General features: G+C 71.2%; 21 protein-coding genes and 2 tRNA genes. 6 read left to right on the forward strand and 17 right to left on the reverse strand.

All coding sequences use genetic code 11. The features are described 5' to 3' along the window. Positions 1 to 347: 347 nt before the first annotated feature. The 11 genes from AC0VYD_RS19985 to AC0VYD_RS20035 form a co-directional block, all read right to left on the reverse strand. A complete protein-coding gene (locus tag AC0VYD_RS19985) occupies positions 348 to 2159 on the reverse strand; it encodes an ABC transporter substrate-binding protein (protein WP_475476990.1) in 1812 nt (603 codons plus the stop codon). Further along, positions 2156 to 2347, reverse strand: a complete 192-nt coding sequence (locus tag AC0VYD_RS19990; RefSeq protein WP_475480320.1) for a hypothetical protein — start codon at positions 2345 to 2347, stop codon at positions 2156 to 2158. The genes AC0VYD_RS19985 and AC0VYD_RS19990 overlap by 4 nt, the downstream gene beginning before the upstream one ends. 6 nt (positions 2348 to 2353) lie before the next feature. Continuing rightward, positions 2354 to 3376, reverse strand: coding sequence for an ABC transporter ATP-binding protein (locus tag AC0VYD_RS19995; protein ID WP_475476991.1), 1023 nt, complete (start codon positions 3374 to 3376; stop codon positions 2354 to 2356). Then, a complete protein-coding gene (locus tag AC0VYD_RS20000; protein WP_475476992.1) occupies positions 3369 to 4442 on the reverse strand; it encodes an ABC transporter ATP-binding protein in 1074 nt (357 codons plus the stop codon). Before AC0VYD_RS20000 ends, AC0VYD_RS19995 begins: the two co-directional genes overlap by 8 nt. Before the next feature lie 5 nt (positions 4443 to 4447). Continuing rightward, entirely contained in the window at positions 4448 to 5329 is an 882-nt protein-coding gene (locus AC0VYD_RS20005; protein ID WP_475476993.1) for an ABC transporter permease, read from the reverse strand. A gap of 12 nt (positions 5330 to 5341) precedes the next feature. Further along, positions 5342 to 6430 carry an ABC transporter permease gene (locus AC0VYD_RS20010; RefSeq protein WP_475476994.1) on the reverse strand — a complete coding sequence of 363 codons (1089 nt, stop codon included), beginning with the start codon at positions 6428 to 6430 and terminating at the stop codon, positions 5342 to 5344. A gap of 336 nt (positions 6431 to 6766) precedes the next feature. After that, positions 6767 to 7369: a septum formation family protein gene (locus tag AC0VYD_RS20015; RefSeq protein WP_475476995.1), complete on the reverse strand. Its 603-nt coding sequence runs from the start codon at positions 7367 to 7369 to the stop codon at positions 6767 to 6769. A gap of 183 nt (positions 7370 to 7552) precedes the next feature. Beyond that, positions 7553 to 8035 carry a septum formation family protein gene (locus tag AC0VYD_RS20020; protein WP_475476996.1) on the reverse strand — a complete coding sequence of 161 codons (483 nt, stop codon included), beginning with the start codon at positions 8033 to 8035 and terminating at the stop codon, positions 7553 to 7555. Positions 8036 to 8504: 469 nt separating this feature from the next. Further along, a tRNA-Lys gene (locus AC0VYD_RS20025) sits at positions 8505 to 8578 on the reverse strand. A 241-nt stretch (positions 8579 to 8819) separates the two neighbouring features. Beyond that, positions 8820 to 8893, reverse strand: a tRNA-Lys gene (locus AC0VYD_RS20030). Between the two features lie 156 nt (positions 8894 to 9049). After that, positions 9050 to 9235, reverse strand: a complete 186-nt coding sequence (locus tag AC0VYD_RS20035) for a hypothetical protein (protein ID WP_475476997.1) — start codon at positions 9233 to 9235, stop codon at positions 9050 to 9052. A 443-nt stretch (positions 9236 to 9678) separates the two neighbouring features. On the opposite strand from AC0VYD_RS20035, the gene AC0VYD_RS20040 reads away from it, so the two are divergent. Beyond that, complete coding sequence (locus AC0VYD_RS20040; RefSeq protein ID WP_475476998.1) at positions 9679 to 10707, forward strand: MurR/RpiR family transcriptional regulator; 1029 nt, start codon at positions 9679 to 9681, stop codon at positions 10705 to 10707. A 76-nt stretch (positions 10708 to 10783) separates the two neighbouring features. Then, on the forward strand, positions 10784 to 11797 hold the full coding sequence (locus AC0VYD_RS20045; RefSeq protein WP_475476999.1) for an N-acetylmuramic acid 6-phosphate etherase: 1014 nt from the start codon (positions 10784 to 10786) through the stop codon (positions 11795 to 11797). Between the two features lie 25 nt (positions 11798 to 11822). On the opposite strand, the gene AC0VYD_RS20050 is transcribed toward AC0VYD_RS20045, so the two are convergent. After that, a complete protein-coding gene (locus tag AC0VYD_RS20050; RefSeq protein WP_475477000.1) occupies positions 11823 to 13385 on the reverse strand; it encodes a DUF885 family protein in 1563 nt (520 codons plus the stop codon). A gap of 154 nt (positions 13386 to 13539) precedes the next feature. Between AC0VYD_RS20050 and AC0VYD_RS20055 the strand changes: the two genes are divergently transcribed. Continuing rightward, positions 13540 to 14334 (forward strand): SanA/YdcF family protein, encoded by a 795-nt coding sequence (locus AC0VYD_RS20055; protein WP_475477001.1) that lies wholly within the window; start codon positions 13540 to 13542, stop codon positions 14332 to 14334. 48 nt (positions 14335 to 14382) lie between these two features. Here AC0VYD_RS20055 and AC0VYD_RS20060 read toward each other — a convergent pair whose 3' ends face one another. Then, a complete protein-coding gene (locus tag AC0VYD_RS20060; RefSeq protein WP_475477002.1) occupies positions 14383 to 15825 on the reverse strand; it encodes a hypothetical protein in 1443 nt (480 codons plus the stop codon). Between the two features lie 154 nt (positions 15826 to 15979). On the opposite strand from AC0VYD_RS20060, the gene AC0VYD_RS20065 reads away from it, so the two are divergent. Beyond that, positions 15980 to 16483, forward strand: a complete 504-nt coding sequence (locus AC0VYD_RS20065; protein ID WP_475477003.1) for a macro domain-containing protein — start codon at positions 15980 to 15982, stop codon at positions 16481 to 16483. Positions 16484 to 16546: 63 nt separating this feature from the next. On the opposite strand, the gene AC0VYD_RS20070 is transcribed toward AC0VYD_RS20065, so the two are convergent. Next, on the reverse strand, positions 16547 to 17167 hold the full coding sequence (locus tag AC0VYD_RS20070) for a SanA/YdcF family protein (RefSeq protein WP_475477004.1): 621 nt from the start codon (positions 17165 to 17167) through the stop codon (positions 16547 to 16549). Between the two features lie 144 nt (positions 17168 to 17311). Continuing rightward, positions 17312 to 17953, reverse strand: coding sequence for a DUF1707 SHOCT-like domain-containing protein (locus AC0VYD_RS20075; protein ID WP_475477005.1), 642 nt, complete (start codon positions 17951 to 17953; stop codon positions 17312 to 17314). Positions 17954 to 18796: 843 nt separating this feature from the next. Here AC0VYD_RS20075 and AC0VYD_RS20080 point away from each other — a divergent pair. Continuing rightward, positions 18797 to 20620, forward strand: coding sequence for a UvrD-helicase domain-containing protein (locus AC0VYD_RS20080; RefSeq protein WP_475477006.1), 1824 nt, complete (start codon positions 18797 to 18799; stop codon positions 20618 to 20620). Positions 20621 to 20755: 135 nt separating this feature from the next. On the opposite strand, the gene AC0VYD_RS20085 is transcribed toward AC0VYD_RS20080, so the two are convergent. Together AC0VYD_RS20085 and AC0VYD_RS20090 are read right to left on the reverse strand one after the other, a co-directional pair. Beyond that, on the reverse strand, positions 20756 to 22207 hold the full coding sequence (locus AC0VYD_RS20085) for a DUF6114 domain-containing protein (protein ID WP_475477007.1): 1452 nt from the start codon (positions 22205 to 22207) through the stop codon (positions 20756 to 20758). Between the two features lie 4 nt (positions 22208 to 22211). Beyond that, a complete protein-coding gene (locus tag AC0VYD_RS20090; RefSeq protein ID WP_191274893.1) occupies positions 22212 to 22859 on the reverse strand; it encodes a DUF6230 family protein in 648 nt (215 codons plus the stop codon). A gap of 217 nt (positions 22860 to 23076) precedes the next feature. On the opposite strand from AC0VYD_RS20090, the gene AC0VYD_RS20095 reads away from it, so the two are divergent. Continuing rightward, positions 23077 to 24960: a GMC oxidoreductase gene (locus AC0VYD_RS20095; protein WP_475477008.1), complete on the forward strand. Its 1884-nt coding sequence runs from the start codon at positions 23077 to 23079 to the stop codon at positions 24958 to 24960. The last annotated feature ends 400 nt before the right edge of the window (positions 24961 to 25360 follow it).

The following is a 25360-nucleotide window of genomic DNA, read 5'->3' on the forward strand; positions in this document are numbered from 1 at the left end:
CACCGGTGCCGACGGGCAGGCGGATGCACGTGCGGTCCGGAGGCCGGGGGAACGGACCCGGAAAGCACACGGGCTCCGGCCGGATCCCCCCGGGAACGACGAACAGCACTGTTGCGTCGCGGGGGACGGACGATCGGGAGACTACATTCCCCGGCCCCGAACGCGCACAAACGGACCGCAGACGGACGAAGCCGAGCATGCCCGTAATGTCCCGAGCACAGGTGCGGGGCGGGGCCCGAAGGCACCCGCCCCGCCTCCACCGCCCCTCCCCCGGGTCTCCCCGGCCGTCCGACGGGAGGGACCGCGGCGCCCTTCAGGGCGGCCGGTCAGGTGGACGCTCCCGGAGGTCAGCCCTCGACCGGGGACAGCTCGCCCTGGATCAGCGCGAGGATGATGTGGTTGTCCTGGTACTGCTCGTTCTGCGAGGTGGGGGTGTCGGTGGGGAACTCCTCGACCCGCACCCCCTCGACCGCCGGAGCGAGGTACTTGTAGGTCCAGATCGGGATCCGCGGCAGCAGTTCGTTGAAGACGATCGACATCGTCTTCAACGCCTCCAACTGCTCCTCCTCGGTCTCGGCCCGCCGGGCGACGTCCACCAGCTCCGCCAGGTCCACCTCGCCCTGGGAGGGGCTCTCCACCCGGAGGTCGAACCCCTGGCCCGGAGAGTCCTCGGTGCCCGCGTTCTCCGTCATGAAGTTCATCTCGAAGGCACCCCAGTAGTCGGGCTGCTCCGGGTTCCCCCAGTGGCGGACGGCGACCTCGAAGTCACCGGCGCCCCAGATACCCCACGGGTTGTCCTGGGGCACGTTGCGCGCCACGGTCCTGATGCCGAAGTCGTTCCATGCCTCCTCGACCTGGGTGGCGGTCAGCTCGAAGTCACCCCATCCGGCGACGCCGATGACCTCGAAGCTGGCCTCGTCACCGTTGGGGAGGTACCACTTCCCGTCCTCCTTGGTCCAGCCGGCCTCCTCCAGCAGCTCCGCGGCCCTGTCCTGGTCCTGGTCGAAGGTCTCGAAACCCTCGAGCTCCTGCGCGGTGAAGATCTCCTCGGCCTGGCGGTCGGCCAGCCCCGCGTAGTGCGTGACCCGGGTGTAGGCCTCGCCGCGGGCCACCTGGCCGATCTGGTCCCCGTCGAGGACGTAGGCGAGCGCCTTGCGCACCCGCACGTCCTGGACCTCCGGCTTGGCCCTGTGGTTGAACATGATGCCGCAGCCGTCGTAACCGGCGTGCTCGATCCAGCGGAAGCCCTCCACGCTCTGGAAGGCCTGCTGGTCGGCGGCGGAGGGCGCCAGGGTGGAGTAGTCGATCTCGCCCTGCTGCACCAGCAGCGCCGACTGGCGGTTGTCGCCCTTGTGGATGACGACCTCGTCGAACTTGACCTCGGTGCCCTGGTAGCCCTCCTCGTTGCGCACCAGCGTGATCCGCGCGTCCGACATCTGCGCCTCGTCGAACTGGTACGGACCGCTGCAGACGATCGAGTCCGGGTTGAACTCGATGAACTCGGCGTTCCACTCGAGGTGCTCGTCGTCGCCCTGGCGGACCCCGTCGTTGACCATCTCCAGCGCGCGCTCACCGAAGCCGTCGTAGGTGGTCTTGGAGACGATGCGGTGCTTGAGGATGCTGCGCTCGATGTTGGGGAACGGGTCCTCGAAGCCCAGCCGGACGCTCAGATCGTCGATTTTCTCCAGGTCCTGGACCTGGGGGAAGCCGGTACCCCACGAGGGGGCCTCCAGGACGCGCATCGCGTAGCTGCGGACCATGTCGTCGGCGTCGAGGCTGCTGCCGTCGCTCCACATCAGGTCCGGACGCAGGGACACCACGAGGTTGTCACCGTCCCACTCGTGCCCTTCGAGCAGGAGGTAGTCCCACTCGTGGGTACTCCAGTTGAAGACGGCGCCCGTGCACAGGAACAGGTCCTTGTAGACGGAGTTGAGCAGGAGCGCGCCGTCCTCGACGTGCACGTTGCGGGTCTGGGAGTCCAGGTCGAAGTCGAAGACGCCGGTGAACCGCGTGGTCCCGGAGTTCGCGCTGTCGCCGCCGGAGCAGGCGGACAGGGCGCCGGCGCCCGCCGCGCCGACGGTACCGAAGCCGACCGCCCTGAGCAGGCGCCGCCTGCTCAGGTCCTGCAGGAGGGTGTGGTGCTGGGGGGTGGGGGTCATTCTTGACGCTTCCTTTCCAGGAGGAGGGCGAGCAGGCCGAGGGCGAGCACGAGCAGGCCGACACCGACGGTGAGGACGCTGATCGTGAACTCGGCCGTCCCGGGGGACGTGAACACGGCCGTGAGGGTGCAGGCGAGGGTGAGGAAGGCTCCGGTGAACAGGCCGAAGCGTCCGATGAGGGGCAGCAGGTCACCTCACCCCCGGGTGAGGACGTGGCAGGCCAGCAGCCGGTCGTGACTGCGGACCAGCGGGGGGCGCTCGGCGTCACAGCTGCCCTGGACGTAGCTCGGGCAGCGCGGGTGGAAGTCGCAGCCCGGCGGCAGGGCGGTGAGGTCGGGGATGTCGTCGCTGCGCAACCGCACCCGCTCCCTGGTCCCGGCCAGGTCGGGGTCCGGTTCGCAGACCGCGGAGACGAGTGCCCTGGTGTAGGGGTGCTGGGGGTCGTTGACCACCTGCGGGGTGGGCCCGTGCTCCACGACCCTGCCGAGGTACATGACCGCGATCTCGCCCCGCCAGGCGAAGTACTTGGCCACGGCGAGGTCGTGGGTGATGAACAGGAAGCTCACGCCGAGTTCGTCGCGGAGCCTGCCGAGGGTGTTCAGGAGGCTGACCCGGATGGACACGTCCAGCATCGACGTGGACTCGTCGGCGATGATCACTTCGGGGTTCATCGCCAGGGCCCGGGCCACGGCGACGCGCTGGCGCTGGCCGCCGGACATCTGGTGGGGGTACTTGTCCAGGTAGTCCTCGGCCGGGGTGAGGTCGACGCGCTCCAGCAGTTCGGTGACCGCGCGACGGGCCTCGCGGCGGCCCCTGACCACCCCGTGGCGGCGCAGGCCGGCGGAGACCGTGGACAGGACCGTGCGCACCGGGTTCAGGGAGGCGTAGGGGTCCTGGTGGATGTACTGGACCGCGTGCCGGAAGGCGGCCCGTTCCTTGCGGTCCATCTCCGCCACGTCCCTGCCGCGGAACAGCACGGACCCCGACGTGGGGTCGGCCAGCGCGGCCGCCATGCGGGCGGTGGTGGTCTTGCCGCAGCCGGACTCCCCGACCAGGCAGAGCACCTGGCCGTGGCGTACCTCCAGGTCGACCCCGGCGACGGCGGGGACGTCGCCGCGGGGAGTGTCGAAGACCTGTCGGACGCCTCTGAGGGCCAGCACCGGGGGTTCGTCGGGGCGGGGTTCGGTGCGGGCGGGGTTGGCGGTCCGGTCAGTCACGGAAGACCCCCTCGGCGTGGAGTTCGGTGTCGGTGGAGCGCAGGCAGGCCACCGCGTGGCTCAGTCCCGCGTCGCGGGGTTCGAGTACTTCGAGCTCGGGGCGGGTGACGGTGCAGGCGTCGGCGGCGTGGGCGCAGCGCGGGGCGAAGGAGCAGCCGGGCGGTAGGGCGTTGAGGCCGGGAGGGCCGCCGGGGAGGGACTCGGGTACGTGGAGGTCGCCCGCGACCGGCGGCACGGAGTTGATCAGCGCCGACGTGTAGGGGTGCCGGGAGCGGTGGAAGATGTCCCGGGTCGTGCCGGTCTCGATGAGCCGCCCCGCGTACATGGTGCCGACCCGGTCGGCGAGTTCGGCGGCGAGGCCGAGGTCGTGGGTGATGAAGACCATCGAGAAACCCAGCTCCTCGCGGAGTTCGGTGAGGCGTTCCACGATGGAGCGCTGGGTGAGGATGTCCAGGGCCGTGGTGGGCTCGTCGAGGATGAGCAGTTGGGGTTCGAGCGCCAGGGCCAGGGCGATGAGGCTGCGCTGGCGCATGCCGCCGGACAACTCGTGCGGGAAGCTGCCGAGCACCCGGGCCGGGTCGAGCCGGACGGTCTCCAGCAGTCGGGCGGAGCGTTCGAGGATCTCCCTGCGCGGGCGCCGTCCGCCGATCCGCTCGTGGGCCCGGAAGGTGTCGAGGAAGTGGTCCTCGATCCTGAGTACCGGGTTGAAGGCGTTCATGGCGCCCTGGAAGACCATGGCCGCCTCGTTCCAGCGGAAGCGGCGCAGTCCCTCCCTCTCCAGGGTGCGCACGTCGACGCGGGTGCCGTCCTTGCGGCGGAAGAGGATCTGGCCCCCGGAGACCACCCCGGTGCGCGGAAGCAGCCGGAGGAGTGCGAGGCCGAGGGTGGTCTTGCCGCATCCGGACTCGCCGACCAGGGCCATGGACTGGCCGGGGTACAGGTCGAAGGAGACGTCGTGGACGGCGGTGACCCGGCTCCTGCGTCCGGTGCGGTAGCCGACGTCGACTCCGCGGACGGACAGCAGGGCGCCGTCGGGAGCGTCCGGGGCGGTGGGGAGGTCGTTCACGGGGCTCACCTGTCCCGGAGTCGTGGGTTGAGGGCCTGTTCCAGGGAGCGGGTCATGGTGACCAGCCCGATCTGGAAGAGCATGATCATCACCATCGGGGCGACGAGGAAGGGGGCGGCCTGCGGTAGGAGGAAGGCGTTGTTGTCCCAGGCCTGCTGGATCATCAGCCCCCAGTTGTCGGCGGTGCTGGGCAGGAGGCCGAGCAGGTACATGCCGACGACCGCGTAGATGGCGTTGGTGATGGCGATGATGAAGTTGATGAAGATGTAGCCCGCCATGTTGGGCAGCACCTCGACGAAGAGGATGCGCGCGGTGCCCAGGTCCTGGAGACGCGCGGCCTCGATGAACTCGCGTTCCTTCAGGGTGAGCACCTGCGCCCGGATCGACCGCATCAGGTAGGGCCAGGTGACCAGGCCGATGATGAAGGAGACGACCAGCGGGGAGGAGGTGCGGTAGAGGGAGGCGATGACCAGCATCAGGACGATGAAGGGGATGGTCATCGTGATGTCGGTCAGTTGGAGCAGGAAGTGGTCGACCCGGCCCCGGACGTAACCGGCGACCGCGCCGAGGACTACGGCGATGGCGACGGTGATGAGGGCGGCCGTGACGCCGACCCAGATGGGTTCGCGGCCGCCCAGGACGAGCTGGGTGAGGGTGTCCTTGCCCTCGTGGTTGGTTCCGAGCCAGTGCTCGGAGCTCATCGGGCCCCAGATCCTGGTGACGTCCGTGGGGTTGTGGGGGTCGACGAACAGGGGGCCCACGAAGGAGAACAGCAGGACGCCGAGGACCAGGCAGAGTCCGACGAACCCGCTCGTGCTGCGGGTGATCCCCTGCCAGATGGAGCCCCAGACGCCCGCGGCGGGCGCGCTTGCTGCGGTGACGGCCATGCGTGCGTCCCCCTACTTCCGGATGCGCGGGTCGAGCCTGCTGTAGAGCAGGTCCGCGGCGAGGTTGGCGACCACCACGCACGAGGTGATGATGATGAGCAGCCCCTGCAGGAGGGGGTAGTCGCGGTAGTTGACCGCGTCTAGCAGCAGACCGCCGACCCCCTTGTAGACCAGGACCTGTTCGACGAAGATCGCGCCGCCGACGAGGGTTCCGAAGGAGATCGCGATCTGGGCGACCAGCGGCAGGACGGCGTTGCGGCCGACGTAGGCGGTGGCGATGCGGCCGTCCCGGAGTCCGCGGGCCCGGGCGACGGTCACGTAGTCCTCGCTGAGCACCTCGGTGGTGGAGGCCTTCATGATGAGCATCCAGGTGCCGATGATGGCGAGCACGTAGGTGAGGATCGGCAGGGCCGCGTGGAAGAACGCGTCGCCGACGAACTCGGCGGTGAAGCCGGGTTGGACGCCGGGGCTGAGGGTGCCTCGGAGCTCGATCGGGTTGAACCAGCCCAGGTACATGCCGCCGACGACGACGAGCACCATCGCGATGAGGTAGTTCGGGACGGCGCCCAGGACCGAGGCGAGGACGCTGAGGACGTGGTCGAGCAGCCTGTTGCGGCGGTAGGCCATGACCATGCCGAGGGCGAGGCCCAGGGCGATGGCGGCGAGGGTCCCGACACCGATGCTGAAGAGGGTCCAGGGGAGGTAGGCGCCGATGGCGTCGGTGACGCTGTAACCGGGGCGGTTGATGGTGTCGCCGAGGTCGAGGGTGAGGAGCCCGCGGATGAACTCCCACCACTGCCGGAGGAGGGAGGCGTCGGGGTCGTAGGCCAACGAGTTCATCGCGATGGCCCGGGCCTCGTCCATCGACATGCCGCCCTGGGTGAGGCGCCCCGCCATCACGTCGATGGGGTCGCCCGGCATCGCGCGGCCCAGGAAGAACGTGGCGTTGGCGACCACGAAGACCACGACGAGGGCCTTGCGGACCTTCACGAAGACGTAGTTGCGCCAGAGCCGGTCCAGGACGGTTCTCGGCTTCCGGGGGGCTGCGGGCCCGGTTTCACCGGTGTCCGGTGGCGGGGCGGCCGCGGTTTCGGTGGCCACGGAGCTCCTTCGAGCAGGGGGGGCGGCGGTGCTGTGGGGACCATCTTTTTTTATTAGGAAACTTTCCTAATAAAACATCACGGTAGCCCCACCCCTGTGGCGCACACCACCCCCGTGACCAAACGGCGTCTTCTACGCGACCCGATCGGCATCACGAAAAGAATAAAAAATGACAAACACCCCATACGGCCAAGCGATTCGTGACCGCATCCGGCCAGGCGCCCTTTGCCGGTCCCGCCACCGGAGGCGGTACACGCCGCCAAGGCACGACGACGGCCCGCGCCATCGGATGGCGCGGGCCGCTCACGTTCCGCGGGTTGCCGGAGGTTACGGGTCCTAGAGGCTGGAGCCCTCCAGGGAGCCGGTGGTCCGCTCGCCGAACTGACCGACGAGGCAGAGGTACTCGCGGTCGCCCGCCGCCCAGCCCTCCTCCATCGGGAAGAGCGTCTGGAGGTTCAGCGCCGACTCCTCGACGGGAATCCCGACGAAGGCCGTGAAGGCCTCGTGGCAGCCCTCGTTGACCAGTGCGACGACCTCGTCCTCGCCCGGGTAGTCGAGCCCGCTGTCCAACGAACCCCCGTGGTAGACCTCGAGGTCGTGCGGCTCCGAGCAGTCGATGATCGGCACGGTGCTGACGGAGTCGTCGTAGCCGACCTCCATCTCGTTCAGGCAGTCCCCCACGACCAGCACGTTGACGTCCTGGTCCTCGGGATCGACGGTCGGCTCCGGTGTCTCGGTCGGCTCGGGCTCCGGCGCCTGGGTGGGTTCCCCGGTCTCCGTCGGCTCCGGCTCCGCCACCGGGGAGGGTTCGACGCCGTCGTTGCTGAAGGCCGGCGGCAGCAGGGGCAGACCGCACGCCGAGAGGGACAGGGCGGCACCGGTGGCCGCGGCCGCCAGGGCGATACGGCCGGGCAGGGGGTGGCGCGCTTCGGACAACATGACTGCTCCACTGGATCGTTGGTCGCACACCGACGAGGAAGAGGGGATCGGCGTCACCTGTCCAGATGCGCCCGGGAGGGAGAAGGTTTCGTCCCGTCCGCGAACCGGCTACGGCAGGGGGTCCGGTTCGCGGACGGGGGGCGGGCCGGGCCGTCGGCCACGGACCCGCTGCCGCCGACCGGGTCAGCGGTTGGAGCCCGCCAGGCTTTCGCTGAGGGTCTCTCCGGGAGCGTGGAGGTAGCAGAGGATCTCGCGGTCGTCGAACTCCGACCACCCCTGCTGAGTGGGCGTGAGAGCCCACGCCTCGAGCTCGGACTCCTCGAAGCCGACACCGACGTAGTCCGTGAAGGTCTCGCGGTAGCAGGCCTCGTCCATGGCCTCCTCCATCTCCTCGTTGCTCGGGAAGTCGCCGTCGGGCATGTCCACGGTGTGGAAGACCTCGGAGTCGTGCGGCTCCGAGCAGTCGACCACGGGAACGTTGCTGACCTCGCCCTCGGAGAAGGCGGCGTCCATCTCGCTCTCGGTGAAGCAGTCTCCGACCACGAGTTCATGGATGTTGCCGGACCCGAGGAGTGCGTTGATCGGGGCACAGGCGGAGAGGCTGACGACCGCGCCGACGGCGAGGGCCGTACGGGAGGCGGCGCGGACAGCGGGGGATGTGGGCATGAGGGTGCTCCGGATTTTCTTCATGAAGGGAATCTCGCCGAGAGGATCGGCGGACGTGAAAAGATTTCACCAGAAGATGGGCGATGTCAATCTGGTTTTGAACCATCACTAATAACTCACGAGTGAATACACATTGTGATTGAACGAAGTCATAACAACGTGCCTGACCTGGGAAACGCCATCGTTACAGGACCGGACCCCGAACGGGTTCACGACCTCCGGGACTGACCGGGAAAGCAGCGGGAAAAGGTCCGGGCGAACCGGTTCCGTGATTTTCCGGCAGTGGAAAGCGGGGGTCACCCGAGATCATCCCGCGCCGCCACGACATTCCCCGGCGCGCGCTGCCGCGTCGGGGGCGAGCGGACCGAGCACCGGCGCCGCCGGGGACGTCCGGCCGGAGGGCGGGGTGGTGGGACGCGAAAAACCCCGGCCGGTGGACGTGGTGTCCTCCGACCGGGGTCTCGTACTGTGCGCCATCAGGGACTCGAACCCCGGACCCGCTGATTAAGAGTCAGCTGCTCTGACCAACTGAGCTAATGGCGCCCGTCTCCGCCCGGACCCTGCGGTCCTCGGCGGCAACGGAGTTAACTCTACCGGAACTTCGGAGTGCCGGGAGCCATCACGGGCACGGTGTGTGCCAGGACACGGGGCGGCCGGGTGGGCCCGGAGGGCCGGACCGGCGGACTGCCGCTCCGGAGCACCTACGCACCCCGGAGCGGGACCGCCGCACACACGAAAGACCCCGGCCGGGGACGTGGTGTCCTCCGACCGGGGTCGTGTTCTGTGCGTCATCAGGGACTCGAACCCCGGACCCGCTGATTAAGAGTCAGCTGCTCTGACCAACTGAGCTAATGACGCCCGCCTCCGCCCGGACCCTGCGGTCCTTCGCGGCAACGGAGTTAACTCTAGCAGGACCGAAGGGTGGCCGCGAACAGGTTTCGGGGTCGGCCGGGGTCGGACCCGTCACACCGCGGCTCTCGCCTGAACCCGCACGTCACGCGAGGACTCGGGCACCTAGAGGAAGGCGATGACCAGGGCGGCGATAATGGCGATGGCCAGAACGACACCGACGCCCGCCAGTGCCATCGGCAGGATCGGGCGGCGCGGGGCCTCCTCGGGCTCGGGGTTTTCGTCGACGAAACGGCGGAAGTGCTGCGTGGTACCCGCCGGGTCCATGTTGGGATCGTTGTTCTGCGTCATGGCCCTGACACTAGCGACTCATCCGACCACTGAGCACCCCCCGAAGCAGATCCGGTGGATCTCCGAACCCTCCGTTGGGGCGAACGGGACCCGGACTTTCCGAAAATCCCTCGCCGCCGTCCTCACCGCCGACCCCATGGGCAGGCGGAACTCCCCAGGATGAAAGCCGGCCGTAAGACCGGCCCCGAAGACTCGGCCCGGGGGCGGAGCCCGGTCGGTACTTCCCCGCGGCCGTGCCCGCCCCTGCCGCCGCCACCGCCCGGACCGGTCCGGGCGCGCCGCGCGGGTACGCTCCGCCCACCTGCCCGGAGACTTTCTGAGCTGGGAGCACGCCAGCGGGCCGGGACACTTGCCGTGCGGACCGTCCCTTGAAATCCTGGATTCTCCCGGTTTTTCCCGTCAGTGCGTTGACTCTGAACCACGACCGAAAGAAACTTTCCTCCATGGCGCAAACTCCGAAGCCTTCCGGCGACCGTCCGAGCCGGGGTGATGCCTCCCGGTCACAGGTCCCCACGACGGTCCTCCGGATCCGGTCGTTGCTTCCCTCCCTGGCCCCCGCCGAGCGACGGGTGGCGCAACGGGTCATCGACGACCCCGAACGGGCCGCGGCCTCCTCGATCACCCAGCTGGCCAAGGACTGCGCGACCTCCGAGGCCACGGTGATCCGGTTCTGCCGCACCATCGACTTCAGCGGCTACCGGGAACTGCGGCTGGCACTGGCCACCGAAGCCGGACAGGCCCGGGGCGCCCGTACCGACACCCCCGAGCTGGCCAGCGACATCAACCCCGACGACACCCTGGTGACCGTCGTCCAGAAGATCGCCTACACCGACGCGCGCGCCGTGGAGGAGACCGGCGCCGCCATGGACGTGGAGGTCCTGCGTGCGGCCATCGACGCCATGTCGAACGCGCGGCGGATCGACGTGTACGGGGTGGGGGCGAGCGCGTTCGTGGGCGCCGACCTCCAGCAGAAGCTGCACCGGATCGGCCTGACGTCGTTCGCCTGGTCGGACGCGCACGTGATGCTGACGAGCGCGGCCCTGTTGGGGGAGGGCGACGTCGCGATCGGTATCTCGCACAGCGGAACCACCATCGACACCGTCCAGGCGCTGACCGAGGCGGGCCGCCGGGGCGCACGGACGGTGGCGATCACCAACTTCCCCCGGTCCCCGATCGGGTTCGCCGACCACGTGCTCACCACCGCGGCCCGGGAGACCCTGTTCCGCTCGGGGGCCACGGCCTCCCGTCTGGCCCAGCTGACGGTGGTGGACTGCCTCTTCGTGGGGTTGGCGCAGATCCGCTACACGGACAGCCGGACAGCTCTGGAGACCACCTACGAGGCGGTGCGCGGGCTGCGGCTCAGCGACGACCGCAGACGTCGGCGGAGCGAGGCCCCCGCGGCCCGGGACGGCGGCGGGAACCCGGCAGCCCGTACCGACGGCAACGACGGCACCACCGGAAACGACGACTGACCCGCCACCCGCGTCGGTTCCGTGGTCCGCTCGTCCGGGCGCGGCCCGGTGCGGCCGAACGGAAGGACGAACACGGGTGCGGACCGGACAGGAGAGCGCAGTGCACGGCGGCAGGGAACAGACCCCACAGGACCGGGGACCGGGCGACCGGGACTCCGAGGGCGGCGAAGCCGTGATCGTGCGGGCGCCCACCGAGGCCCGCAACCCCGACACCTACGACATCGACCTGCTCCCGGCCCTGGACGTCCTCCGGAAGATCAACGCCGCGGACGCCACCGTCGCGGCAGCCGTGGGCGCGGTGCTGCCGGAGCTGGCCCGTGCCGTGGAGCTGGGGGTGGCCGCGTTGGAACGGGGGGCGTCCATCCACTACTTCGGAGCCGGCACCTCGGGGCGGATCGCGGCCCAGGACGCCGCGGAGCTCCCCCCGACCTACGGTGTGCCCGCGGAGTGGGTGGTGGCCCACCACGCCGGCGGCGGCGAAGCCCTGGTCCGCGCCGTGGAGGGGATCGAGGACGACTGGGAGTCGGGGCGGATCGACGCCGCGGGGGTGGCCCCCGGTTCGCTGGCGGTCGGCCTGGCCGCGAGCGGACGGACCCCCTACGTGGGCGGCGCCCTGGAGGCTGCCCGGGAGAAGTCGGCCGGCACGGTACTGATCAGCGCGAACCCCGACGCCCCGTTGGCCGCGGTCGCCGACGTGCACGTGGGTGTGTCCACGGGGGCCGAGGTGATCGCCGGTTCGACCCGGATGAAGGCGGGGACCGCGCAGAAGCTGCTGCTGAACGCGTTCTCGACCGCGGTGATGGTGCGCATGGGGCGGACGTACTCGAACCTGATGGTGGGCGTGGACGCCAGCAACGGCAAACTCCGCGGCCGGGTGGTCACCATCCTGGTCGAGGCCACCGGCTCGGAGGAGCAGGCGTGCGCCGAGGCGCTGACGGCGGCCGGGGGAGACACCAGGGCGGCGTTGGTTTCACTGTTGGCCGGGGTGGACGCCACAACCGCGGCGGGGGCTCTGGAGAAGGGCCGGGGCCGGGTGCGTGCGGCCCTGACCGAACTGGGGCTGCCCGGCCGACCGGCCCCGGAGTCCTGAGGCCCCGGAGCCGGTCGGCGGCCGGTCAGCCGTCCAGGGCCGCACCGATCAGTCCCAGGGGCGGCGAACCGAGCTCCAGCAGGGCGCGGTGGAAGCGCGGCAGCGAGAAGCCGCTCCCCCACTGCTGCCGTGCGCGTTCACGCAGCGCCAGGATCTCCAGCTTCCCCCAGGTGTAGCGGCCGTAGGTGGGGTCGAAGGTGGCCCGCTGCGCCTCGGCCACCGCCGCCGGGCCCTGGAGCGGGGTGTCCTCGGCGAAACGCGCCGCGCCCTCCTCCACCCTCATCCGTCCGGTGTGCATGCCGATGGCCACCGACAGCCGGGTGACGCGGATGAGGGCCTCGATCCACACCCCGATCTCGTAGTGGTCGGCGGTCCAGCCGGGGTCGCCGACCCGTGCGGCCGCGTACTCCCCGAACCCCTCCTCCAGGCACATCTCCTCGGCGTAGTGCGCCCAGCCCTCGGCGAAGGTCATGGACTGCAGGGCGCGCCGAACCGGGCTCGGCGCCCGGCGCAGGGCACGCCCGTGGGAGTAGTGGCCTGGGGCGACCTCGTGGACGCTCACCGCGGGGAGGGTGGTGTGGCTGAACTGCTCCAGCCACTCCGCGGCCTCCTCCTCCGACAGCTCGGGGGCGGGCGGGGTGATGTAGTAGAACGACGGGGTGTCCCGCTCCCAGGGACCGGACCACGCCATCATCGCGGTGGCCCAGCGCATGGCGGGCGGCGGCACGTCGACCCTGCACTCGCCGTCGCCGTAGGGCGCGAGTCGGCGCTCCTCGGTGAAGTCGACGGCGATCCCGGTCCACCGGCGGGCGGCGTCGAGGACCCCCTCGGTGTCGGGGTGCCCGCGGGTGAGTTCGCGGCTGAACTCCATCGGGTCGCGCCCCGGGGCGAGGCGCCCGGTGGCCTCGGCGAGCCTGGCCCGCAGCCGGTCGCGCTCGGCGTCGGCGCGCGCGGCGAGGTCGGTGAGGTCGACCTCCACGGCCTCCCCGGTCCCCATCAGGAGGCTGAGCGCCTCAGCGCCCAGGCTGGCGTCCTCCGAGCCGTTCTCGACGGCCTCCGCCACATGCGCGACCAGCCTGGCGTGGGCCGTCAGGGCGTCGCTGCGCACGTCGTCGGGGAGGTCGCCCGGGAGGCCCTCGGCGACTCCGCGCACAGCACCGAGCAGGGAACGCGCGACGGGCGCGGAGAGCCGGTCCAGCGCGGCGACGGCGTTGTCGGCCAGGGTCGGCCAGAGCTTCAGGTGAGCGATCCGCGCGGCGTCGCGCTCGGCCCTGGGCGCGTACTCGCGCTCGTAGGAGGAGACGTCCATCTCACCGATGTGGTGGAGCGGGTTCCTCCGGTGCCACTCCAGCTCGCCCAGTTCGAAGCGCAGCCCCGCCTCGGCGGCGCTCAGGTGTGCCTCGTCGTGCGGGTCGTCCAGGGGCGCGCCGCCCAGGGTCTCCAGGCCGGCGCGAACGCCCCGCGGGGACAGGTCGGCGGCCCTGCCGTCGTACTCGTGCATCCCCGCGCCCTCCCGCATGGCCCCGGGGGTCAGGTCGGCGATCGCCCGCAGTCGCGGCGGGAGTTCGTCATGGTGGTGTGCAGACATGCGGCGACCCTAACGTTCCTCGTGTCGGCGCACACCCGGGTTCTCCGGCGGTGCGCCCCCACCACGCGGACCGCGCCCCCGCTCCACCGCACGCGCGCCCGGGCTGGCGGAGCCCGACCGGAACCCGATCAGTTCCCGGGGCGTCTCCCCCCTTGTGACGACCTCCGAGAACCCCGCCGCCGAAGAGCCCCGATCCGCCGTTCCCGACCGGGCCCGGGAGCCCGCTCCCGCCCAGGGGCCCGGGCCCGTAGCCGCTCCCCCGGCCTGGCGCCGACGGCTCGCCCTGCTGACCGCGGCGTTCACGGTGCTGGCGTGCGTGCCGTTCGTGTGGGTGCTGGTCTCCACCGACGGCCAGCGCCACACCGCGGGTTCGGTGCCCGACCGGCCCGTGGCCATCGTCCTGGGAGCGGGTGTGCGTCCCGACGGTCTGCCCAGCCACCTGTTGGCCCAGCGCCTGGAACTGGCGGTGGAACTGTACGAGGCGGGCAGTGTCCAGGCGGTTCTGGTGACCGGCGACAACGGCGTCGAGCACTACAACGAGACCGACACCATGGCCGAGTACCTGATCGGCCGGGGCGTACCCGAGGGCCGGGTGGTCGGCGACTACGCGGGCTTCTCCACCTGGGACTCGTGTGTGCGGGCCAGGGAGGTGTTCGGGGTGGAGGAGGCCACGGTGCTCACCCAGGACTTCCACCTGCCGCGTGCGGTGCGGCTGTGTCGGGCCGCGGGGATCGACACCGTCGGAGTGGGCGACTCCAGCCTGCGGGAGCGGAGGACCGCCACGGTCTACGGGTGGGCCCGGGAGGTGCCCGCGGCGGTGGCGGCCCTGGGCACGGTCGTGTTCCGGCCCGACCCCGTGTTCCTCGGTGACTACGAGAGCGGTGTGGACGAGGCCCTGGCCGGAGCCGCCGAGGAGGCGGCCGGGGCCGAGGGCTCCGGAGACTCCTAGGGGCGTCCCCGACCGCCGTGTTCCTGCCCGGCGCGGGGCCGTCCGCCGTCAGCGGCCCCCGCCGAACAGGCGGCCGAGGAGGCCGGTGGGCGCCTGCTGCTGGGGCTGCTGCCGCTGCGGTGCCGCGGCCGCGGTCCCCTCCTCGGCCTCGGGTTCGGGCTCCACACCGACCAGGGCGCAGAACTCCTCCGCGTTGTCCGGCAGTGCCCAGGCGCTGAGGGTCGCGGTGAACTCCTCGTCCTGCCATGCCGAGGCGGGCAGTTCCGCGATGGCCCACAGGACCTTCAGCGTCTCCTCGTCGTAGTCGGCCTGGGCGTGCTCCTCGACCGTGTACCCCCTGGAGCGGGGGCCGAGGACGATCTCCAGGCCGACCCCGGTGACCAGGGCGCGCGACTCCTCCTCGCCCTTGATCAGGCCGGGCAGGATGTCCAGGCGCAGGCGGCGGGCGCGGTCTCCGGCGCGGCCCAGCGCCAGGAACCCCAGGACCTGGGGCGAACGGTTGCCGCAGTGCGGCCACGACTCGTTGAACAGACCCTCGTAGCCCATGGAGGTGCCGCCGCCGCGGCCGATCCTGCGCAGCCCTTCGCGCGGGGTGTTCTCCCCGTGGATGAGGACCAGGGCCACCGAGGCGGCGAAGGAGTTGTAGAGGTTGCCGCCTGCCATCTGGTGGACCAGGCCGACGGTGGTGTCGACGTCGGAGGGGTCGGCGACCAGGCCGAGGGCGAACAGTTCGGCGGGCAGCGGCTCGCCGCTGTCCAACCCCTGGGTCATCACCTCGCGCATCGAGGTGGGGGCCTTGGGCGCCGGGCGCAGGTCCTTGGCGAGCAGCACCTGGGAGGCGCCGGTGATCTCGGCGGAGATGCGCTCGGCGTCGGCGGGCAGGAAGCCCAGCAGGTAGCTGACCCACTCCCCCGCTCGGTCCAGTCCGCCGCGGTTGGCGCCGCCGTGGAGGAGGGCGACCAGGTCGGGGACCCGGGCGAGGACGGCCTCGTAGGTGTCCAGCTCGGCCCGCAGGAGTTCGGCGCCGTCGTCGGCCTCCATCACGGCGAGGCGGTTGCGCATCCGGTGGTACTGCTGCTCGTCGGGCGCCTCCTCCATCCAGGTGCGGTACTGCGCCCGCACCTTCTCGGCGTCGTTGGAGGTGGCCCAGGCCACCTCGTCACGCCACTGGTCGAGGTCCCGGTGCTGGGGAAAGCGGTCCTCGGCGTGCGCGCTGACCAGCTCCAGCAGGAGGCTGAGGGGACGCCAGCGGTCGACGGGCTGGGTGGCCTCGTCGGTCGCGATGTCGACCAGCCGGTCCACGGCCCTGGGGGCGGCCCGGTGTCCGGGGGCGGGGAAGTGGATGATGTCGTGGAGGTCGGACAGGGCGCTGTCGCTGGTCGCGACCTGTTCGAGCAACTCGGGGACGCGCTCGCCGCCCTCGGGCGCCAGGGCGGCCCAGTCCACGTTCTCCGTGTTGTCGTGTGCTTCGTTTCCCGTGGTCGCGTTCATGCGCCCGATTATCCCGGCTCAGGGGTTCTAAGCGAATCGGCTCCGGGGTCGTGCTTCTCACCGGGCCCCGGGGAATCCTCCGCCGTGTTCCGCCCCGACTGCCGGGCCCGTTCCGGGGCGGACGGGTGTCGGGGCCGTCCGTTATCGTGCCCGTATGCCCGTTCCCCCTCGTCTTCCGCCACCGGCCGGTCTGCGCATCGTGCGCGGGGACGCCACGAGTCCGCAGGCTCCGGGCCCCAAGATCATCGCCCACGTGTGCAACAACCGGGGCGGCTGGGGCAGGGGATTCGTCCTGGCCTTGTCCCGTCGCTGGCCCGAACCCGAACGCGACTACCGCGCCTGGCACCGCGAGCGCGCCCGCAACGACTTCGCGCTCGGGGCCGTGCGGCTGATCCGGGTCAGACCCGACACCTGGGTGGCGAACATGGTCGCCCAGCACGGCACGCGCCGCGGCAGCGGCGGCCCGCCCATCCGCTACGAAGCGGTGGGCTCCTGCCTGCGCGCGCTGGCGCCCCGGGCGCTCGAACTCGGTGCCACCGTGCACATGCCCCGGATCGGCTGCGGGCTGGCCGGCGGCAGGTGGGACCGCATCCAGCCCCTCGTGGAGCGGGAGCTCCTGGCCCGCGGCGTCGGGGTGACGGTCTACGACACCGACTGACCGGAGCGGGGGCGGCGTCGCAGACCGTGCCGTCCGCGCCTGCGAGCCGCCCCGTCCGCGCCGCTAGGCGTCCTTGTCGGTGAGCTCCCCGTTCGCGGGTTCGGGGCGCAGGACGGCGTCGCGCAGGGCCTTCGCGGCCGCTCCGAGTTCCCGTGCGTAGCCGATGAGGGTGGACCTGCGGCGGGAGCCGAGGCTGGGGTCGCCCACCCCGACGGCGTCGATCCCGGCGGCCCGGGCCAGGGAGACGGTGCGGGGCAGGTGGAAGGACTGGGTGACCATGGTCGCCGCATCGACCCCGTAGAGCTCCCGGACCCGCACGCAGGTGTCCCAGGTGCGGTACCCGTGCGGATCGGCCGTCACCAGCTCGGCGGGGACGCCCTGTTCCACGAGGTAGTCGGTCATGGTGTCGGTCTCGCGGCGGGAGACCTCGCGGTTGTCGCCGGAAACCAGGACCCGGTTGACCTTGCCGGCCGCCACCAGCCGAACGGCCAGGTCCAGGCGGCGGGCGAGCAGGGGAGAGGGCCCGTCGGACCAGGCCGCGGCGCCGAGCACCACGGCGACCGGCCGGTGCGGGACGGTGTCGACGGTGCCGCGCCGGCCCGTGCTGGCGAGGTAGGTCCAGGCGAAGGGGCCGAGCCCGAGAGCGCACACCCCAGCGCCGATCGCCGCGATCCACATACCCACTGACCCGTGACCTCCCGCTCTCCGCGCGGCCCCTGCCGCGCCCCACCATCATGGCGCACGGGGGGAGCCCTCGGTCCGGTTCGTCACGGTCGTCCCGGGGTGCTTAACCGCTCGGCACGGGTCGTCCGTGCGGGGGCGTCGGGGTCAGCCGAAGAGGTCGGCCCACCCGCCCTGCTTCTTGTGCCGCACCCGGAGGGTGCCGCCCTGGCTCTTGCCGGTGATGACGAAGTGCGGCGCGTTCGGGCGGCGGATGGAGTCGATGTCGGAGCGCAGGCTGCCGAACCAGGAGGAGTCGACGTCGACCTCGGCGGTGGCGCCCTCGGGCAGGATCAGGTCCGCGCTGCCCCAGGAGGTGTCCAGCCAGACCTCCACGACGGGGGTGGTGAGCTGGGCCTGGCGGAAGTCGAGTTTGGTGTTGTTGAAGCGGGCGTCGACCTCGACCCGGTGGGGGACGGTCCACTCCCCCTTGCGCACGACGGGGTGGCCCTGGGCCTTGAGGACCAGCGGCTGTCCGCCCACGAGGGGGCCCGCACCGAAGGCCGGGAGCGTGGCGCCCGCGGCTGGCCGGGCGATCTCGGGGCTGCTGATGCCGCCCGCCCCGGCGGGGAGGTCGAACACGATGGGTTCGAGGTCGGCGTAGGTCTTGGCGGCGTAGACCGCGCTGAGGCGTTCGTCCAGTTCGTCGAGGTCCAGACGCCCCTCGCCCGCGGCCTCGCGCAGGATCTCGGCGACCTGGTCGCGTTCGGCGTCCGAGATACGCATGCGGCTCTTGTCGTTGGGGGACACGTGCTCGGCCCGCTCCTTCCACCCGGTTGGTCGCGTCCAACGTTAGAGCATGGTTCGCGCGCGCAGGGAGCCGCGAACCCGGCGGAGCGGTCGGCGGCCGGGGACGGTTCTGTCACAGCCGTGGGGCAGGATGTCGGGAAAGGTCGGCCGGAGTCCCCGCTTTGGACGGTACCGGGACTGGGTACCGCTTCTCTAGGGTGGTTGAGGACTCTGCCGGGGTAGGACGGACCCCGGCAGAGTCCTGAACCACGCGTACTGCTTCCCCCGGGTGTGTCCACGATCCCGCACCGCGCCGCTTCCCGCACAGAGCGTGTCCGCAACCGGCCAGACAGCGATATCGCGGCACCGCAGTCCCGTGTTTCCCGCCTCTTTCCCGACCCGGGAGCCCTCCTTTCCCGCCCCGGGGAGCCTTCCTCGGTTTCGGCCTCCCCGCCCCCTGCCGGGCCGATCCGCCTCCCCACCCGGTCGGAACAGGCTCACGCCCACTCGGGGTCCGAGTTTCGGTCAGCAATATAACCGCCCTTTCGGCCACCACCGCACCCCAAGGAAGCGCAGGTCACGGAAAGCCTTCCCCAGCCCCGTGGAAAAGCCACGGAACGATCTCGAACACCCTTGCGTAAAACATCATTTGAACTGCGCAGACACGGAACCGCAAGCGATCCGGGGAGCTGCCGAGAATCGTCCCCCGAGCGGCGTTTGCCCAAATTCCACGGCGAGCATGTCTCAGGTGTGAGCGAAGCCCGAAAACAGGCTTTCCCGTACACGAGGACCACCCGCTCCGAACGTCCGCTCCGACCGTCCAGAAGAGCCGCCACCAGGTCGAAGACCGGAGGAATCCACAACGTGTCCGCCCTCGCGATCGCACCGACGTTTCTCAGCGACTTCACCCGCCTCACCCCCGACGTCCAGCTCGACACCCTGGCCGTGATGCGCGCCTACCAGGCGGGTGACCGTCCCGGGCTGGAGTCCGTCGCCGGCGCCGCCGACCCCCGGGTCCGGGTCGTCACCATCGCCCGTGACTGGTCCGGCGTCGTCGTCCCCGACCCCGACGCCGCCCCCGGACCCGATGAGGCCGAGGAGGCCGGCTCCGACGACCCGCCCTACCGGCTGCTCACCGTACGACCGCGTGCCGAGGCCCTCCGCTACGCCCGGAGCCTGCGGCCGGAAACCCTGCCAGACGCCCCCGCCGGGGCGGACGCCGCCGCCCCCGCCCCGGTCGGCCCGCCCGAACTCGCCGGCGCGCTCAACGCCCCCTTCGCCCAGTGGCAGATCACCCTGCACCCGGACCAGCACCAGGTGACCGAGGGCCACTTCAACGGATCGGTCCAGGTCACCGGGGGTCCCGGAACCGGCAAGACCGTGATGGCACTCCACCGCGCCGCGCACCTGGCCGAACTGGACGCGGCGGCCCACCCCGAGGACGCCCGCGAGTCCGTACTGCTCACCACCTACAACCGCGGGCTGGCCCAGTCCCTGGCGGAGCGGCTCGACCAGCTGCTGCCCGACCCCAGCACGCGCTCCCGGGTGCGGGTGTCCACCATCGACAGCCTCGCGCGCACGGTCGTGCAGTCGCACACCGGTGTGGCGCCCCGCATGGCGAGCAGGGACGAACTGGCCCAGCGCTGGCGTGCGGTCGCCCTCGCCGACGGACTGCCCTTCTCCGGGCGCTTCCTGGTCGACGAGTGGGAGCAGGTCATCCTGGCCAAGGGCCTGGAGCTGCTGCCCGACTACATCCGGTGCGAGCGCAGCGGCCGCGTCCAGCACCTGGCGCCCGAGCACCGTCGCCAGGTCTGGGAGACGATTCGGCGCTACGCGGGTGCGATGCGGGTGGAGGGCCTGTGGTCCTACCCGCAGCTGGCCGGTGAGGCCGCCCGCATGCTGGGCCGGTCCGGGCCGCTCTACCGGCACGTGGTGGTGGACGAGGCCCAGGACCTGCATCCGACGCAGTGGCGGATGCTGCGCGCCGCGGTCCCGGAGGGCCCCGACGACCTGTTCATCGTGGGCGACCCGCACCAGCGGGTGTCCGACAACCGGGTTTCCCTGGCCTCGCTCGGCATCAACGTGCGCGGCCGCGGCCACCGGCTGCGGGTCAGCTACCGGGTCACCCAGGAGATCCTGGACTGGAGCATGCCGGTCCTGGGCCGCCGGTCCGCCCTGGGGATGGACGACGACGCCGACACCCTGGCCGGGTACCGCTCGCTGCTGCGCGGGCCGGCGCCGGTGGTGCGCGGCTGCGCCAGCCGGGCCGAGGAGCTCAACGCGCTGGGCGAGTGGGTCCGGGTGTGGTTGGAGGCCGGGGTGAACCCGAGCGAGATCGCGGTGGCCGGGCGCAACCACTGGGTGGTGCGCGGCATCGCGAAGGAGCTGGAGGCCCGCGGGGTGGCGACCACGCCGTTGGAGGGGGCCGGAGCCCTCTCGGCGGTCCGGGTCGGGACGATGCACCAGCTGAAGGGCCAGGAGTTCCGTTGCGTGGCCCTGCTCGGGGTGAGCGAGCACCTGCTCCCGCCCAGGGCCGCGCTCGAGGCGGCCGAAGGCGACCAGGTGGCGTTGGAACACGTCTACCAGCAGGAACGGACACTGCTGTTCGTGGCCTGCACCCGGGCCCGGGACGCGCTGTACGTGTCGCACGTGGGCCAGCCCAGCCAGTTGATCTCGCAGGAGTGGTGACCGGGTCAGGGCGCCCGGACCGGGTGCCCTGAGCCGCCCGGCCGCACACGGCAGGACGGGGGCACCGCGTTCACGGTGCCCCCGTCCCCTGCCTGCGTGCTCTCCCCGCGGGTCCGGCGGGAAGGTTCGAGGTGGTCAGGCGCCCCCGCCGTACTGGCCGTCCAGGTCGGGGATGGTCATGGTGTCGGAGGACGCCATCGGGTTGGCCACGTCCACATCGGTGACGTACATGATCGGGAGCAGGAGCGGCGGCGGGAAGTCCGGGGTGAAGGTCAGTGGGATACCGAGGATCCGCACGTGCATTCGGGTCACGTGCATCTCCACGTCACCGGTGAGGTTCATGGTGGGCAGGCCGAGGCTTCGGCGCGCGCCCGCGTCGTCGAACCACAGTTCGCCGTTGCTGACGTCACCGCTGCTCATCGTGAGCCGGAGGTAGCGCCGGGGGCCGTCGGCGGTCGGGCACTCGACCACGCCCCCGTACCAGGCTCCGTACATGGTGAGGCTGTCGGCGGTGAGACCGGAGTCCCGGACCGACCCCCGGAAGCAGTCGTAGTCGGAGTCGACCATGACCTCCGGGAGATCGTCCTCCTCCTCGGCGGCCTGGCACGCAGTGACCGCGTCGAGGAACTCCTCCTCGTCCTCGACGACGGCGGCGTCTCCGACCCGCAGTTCGCACTCCTCGGGGTTGCCCTCCTCGGGCTCCTCGGCGGCCTCCTCGTCCTCGGGGCCCTCCTCCTCGCCGTCGGTCTCCTCCCCGTCCGGGCCCCCGGAGCCGTCCCCGTCGGGGGCGGTCCCATCGGGTTCCTCGGAAGGCTCCCCGGAGGGCTCCTCGGAGGGCTCCTCGGAAGGCTCCCCGGAGGGTTCCCCGGACGGCTGTTCCTCGGACTGCTCACCGTCGTCGGGGAAGAACCAGTCCCAGGGCCAGCCCGCGGCGGGGGCAGGCGCCGAGGCGAGGGTGACGGCCGCGGCGAGCGGCAGGGCGACCGCGGCCAGGGGCCGGTGCCCCCCGCGCGGATCGGTGACGGTCGAGGCCCGGTGGGACCCGGGGCCGTCGTCCTCGGACGCTTCGGCGCGGGTTTCGGTGCCGTCTCCGGCGGAGGGTTCGTCGTCCTCCGGCCCGGGGTCCGCGGGGTCCTCCTCGCGGCCCCCGGTGTCATCGGGGGCCGGTGCGCCCGCCCGGCGGCGCCTGCGGGGGCGCCGCCGGACGTGGGGGGCCCACGCGAACATGAGAGCTCCGCCGACGATGCCGAGCAGCATCCCGATGACGAACCCACCGAAGTTGGAGGTCACGAAGGAGACCAGCGCGAGCATGAGTCCGACCAGGCCGAAGAACACGTGCTGTGCGGGCTGGAGCCAGCCCAGCACGCCGAGCGTGATCAGCAGGAGGGCGATCAGGGCGCCGGAAACCCCGGCGATGCCCGCGTAGATGATCAGGTCGATCGGCAGGATCAGGCTCTGCGCGGCCGGTGCGACCAGCAGCTCGACTCCGGCCGCGATGAGGAGGACGCCGCCCCAGAACGGACGGGTCCGTCGCCAGTCACGGAACCGTCCCCATCCCGAGCGGAGCAGGGTCAGTGGGTGGGCCATGGGATCAGAAGCACTCGTGGTTGCCGGGCTTGACCGCCAGGTTCAGCCCGGTCATCCGGAGCGAACCCGAGCTGACCGCCCACGAGGTCATCTCCATGTCGGAGACGGTGATGGAGTCGGCCTGGAGGCCGAAACCGCCCTCGGGCCCCTGCCCGTTCTCCGCCTTGTCCAGGGTGCTGGCGTCACGGCCGATCTCGATGGCGCTGAACTCGGCGTTGCCCTGGAGCTGTTCGATGTCGATGACCATGTTGCTGCCCTCGACCGGGCTTTCGGCACCCGCGTTGATCACCAGGGTGGCCTCACCGATCGGCAGGTCCCACAGGGAGGACAGGCACAGGTTCTCCAACTCGGAGGAGTTGACCGTGGACAGGCCGACCGCGCGGGAGGAGCCGTCCACCGAGTTGGCGACATCGCCGTACTGGCTGAAGCCGCTCCCGGAGAACGAGTCCGCGGACAGCTTGAAGCTGTCCCCGGAGACCGCGAAGGAGGCCGCGAGAAGACCCTGGGTGGTCATCCCGCCGAGAACCGCGGCCGCCACGAAACCGGGGACCGCGACGAGGGCGAACCTGCGCCAGCGTGTTCCGCCACTGCCTTCGTGCTGCTCAGGCGCTTCCTGAGGCACCTCGGGGGCCTCATCGTGGGCCTTGGGCATGTGTACCTCCAGTGTTCCGTCGCGGGAAGGGCGACGAGGGGGAACGAAACTTGCGCCGAAGCACGCCACGCGTGTTACATGGAACACACCTTACTCGGCGGTAGTGACGAACATTACAATATGAATTGTCACATTTCTAGATGGCGCATTCATCGTTGCGGACTCGTATCCGGCGCATTACGGGCATCCGCTCCTGACCTGGAGAGAGACCCCACCCATGTCCCCTGAGCGCACAGAAGCCCCCGCCGCCGACGGAGCCCCAGCAGCAGACGGTTTCGACTACGACGTCCTCGTGGTCGGCTCCGGTTTCGGCGGCTCCGTGAGCGCCCTCCGCCTCACTGAGAAGGGTTACCGCGTCGGCGTCCTGGAAGCGGGCCGACGTTTCACCCCCGAGACCCTGCCGTCATCCTCCTGGGACCTGAAGAACTTCCTCTGGGCCCCGAAGGCCGGCATGTACGGCATCCAGCGCATCCACCTCCTGCGCGACGTGATGATCCTGGCCGGAGCCGGTGTCGGAGGCGGTTCGCTCAACTACGCGAACACGCTCTACCACCCGATGGACGCGTTCTTCCAGGACCCGCAGTGGCAGCACATCACCGACTGGAAGTCGGAGCTGGCGCCCTTCTACGACCAGGCCCGGCGCATGCTCGGCGTGCGCACCAACCCCACCCTCACCCCTTCCGACGTCCACCTGAAGGCCGTCGCGGAGGACATGGGCGTCGGTGACACCTTCAAACTCACCCCGGTCGGTGTGTGCTTCGGTGACGGCGACGACGGCGAGGGCAACAAGGCCGCCCCCGGCGAGTCCGTCGGCGACCCCTACTTCGGCGGGGCGGGACCCGAACGCAGGGCCTGCAGGGAGTGCGGCGAGTGCATGACCGGCTGCCGGCACGGGGCCAAGAACACCCTCACCGAGAACTACCTGTACTTCGCGGAGCGCGGCGGCGCCGAGGTGCACCCCCTGACCACGGTCGAGCGGCTGCGCGAGCTCCCCGGGGCCCGGGGCGGCGGATTCGCGGTCGACACCGTGCGCACCGACGCGCCCCGGCGCCGGGAGAACGCCCGCACGTTCACCGCGCGCCAGGTCGTGGTCGCCGCCGGGACCTACAACACCCAGACCCTGCTGCACCGGATGCGGGACAGCGGAATGCTCCCCCGGCTCTCCGCGAAGCTGGGCACCCTGACCCGGACCAACTCCGAGGCCCTGGTCGGCGCCATGAGCAAGCAGGTACCGCCGCCGGAGGACCTCACCCGCGGCGTGGCCATCACCTCCTCCATCCACCCGAACGAGAACACCCACATCGAACCGGTCCGCTACGGCAAGGGCTCCAACGCGATGGGGCTGCTCACCGCGATCCAGGTACCGGGCGGCGGGAGGATCCCGCGCTGGCTGCGCTTCCTCGGCCTGGCCGCGCGCCACCCGTACGTGTTCATGCGCAGCCTCTCGAACCGGCGCTGGTCCGAGCGGATCATCATCGGCCTGGTGATGCAGTCCCTGGACAACTCCCTGACCACCTCCGTCAGGCGCGGCCTGTTCGGCGGGAAGAAGCTCACCTCCCGCCAGGGCCACGGGGAACCCAACCCCACCTGGATCCCCGAGGGCCAGGAGGCGGCCACCCGGCTCGCCGAACGGATCGACGGATACCCGGGCGGCACGGTCGGCGACATCTTCAACATCCCGATGACCGCGCACTTCCTGGGCGGCTGCCCGATCGGCGACAGCCCCGAGAGCGGTGTGATCGACCCCTACCACCGGCTGTACGGGCACCCCGGGCTACACGTGGTGGACGGTTCCGCGGTCACCGCGAACCTGGGCGTGAACCCGTCCCTGACCATCACCGCACAGGCCGAGCGGGCGATGTCGATGTGGCCGAACAAGGGCGAGGAGGACACCCGGCCGGAGCAGGGCGCGGAGTACCGGCGCACCAGACCGGTCTTCCCCAGGGAGCCGGCGGTCCCGGCCGGCGCCTTCGCCGAGCTCCGCTTCACGAAGTCGCTGCCGCTGTCGGTGGTCGACTCCACCGGAGCCGCTGAGGAGTCCGCCGAGGGGTCCGGGGGGAAGTCGGCCGGGGTCGCCGCCGAGGAGCCCGGAGCCCGGTAGATCGTTGCAGCCGACTCCTGGGGTACAGGTGACGGTGCTTGTTGGGGCCCGGACACCGCCGGTCGAGCACGGCGAGCCCGAACTCCGCGGTGTCGGGCCAGGAACCGTGCTTGGGAGCGTGGTGGATCTCCAGCCGCTGGGCCGGCGCGAGTGCCTCGGATGACCCGAAGGCCCCATACAGCGAGGCGGTGGTGCGGGTGTTGGAGGTGTCCGCCACCAGCACCACCGCCTCGGCGCCGGAATGGTCCACGGTGAGCGCGACGACGTGCTTCCCCAGCAGTCGCAGTGACCTCGGGCGCGCCGGGTCGGCGGAGCCGAACAGGCCGGGGGGGGCGGTCCGTCGGCGCCCTCGCCGGGCCGCTTCTCCCGGGGCACGTCTTTCTCCAGACGCCGGAGCCCC

This window comes from Nocardiopsis sp. iso_40 (genome assembly GCF_056173285.1).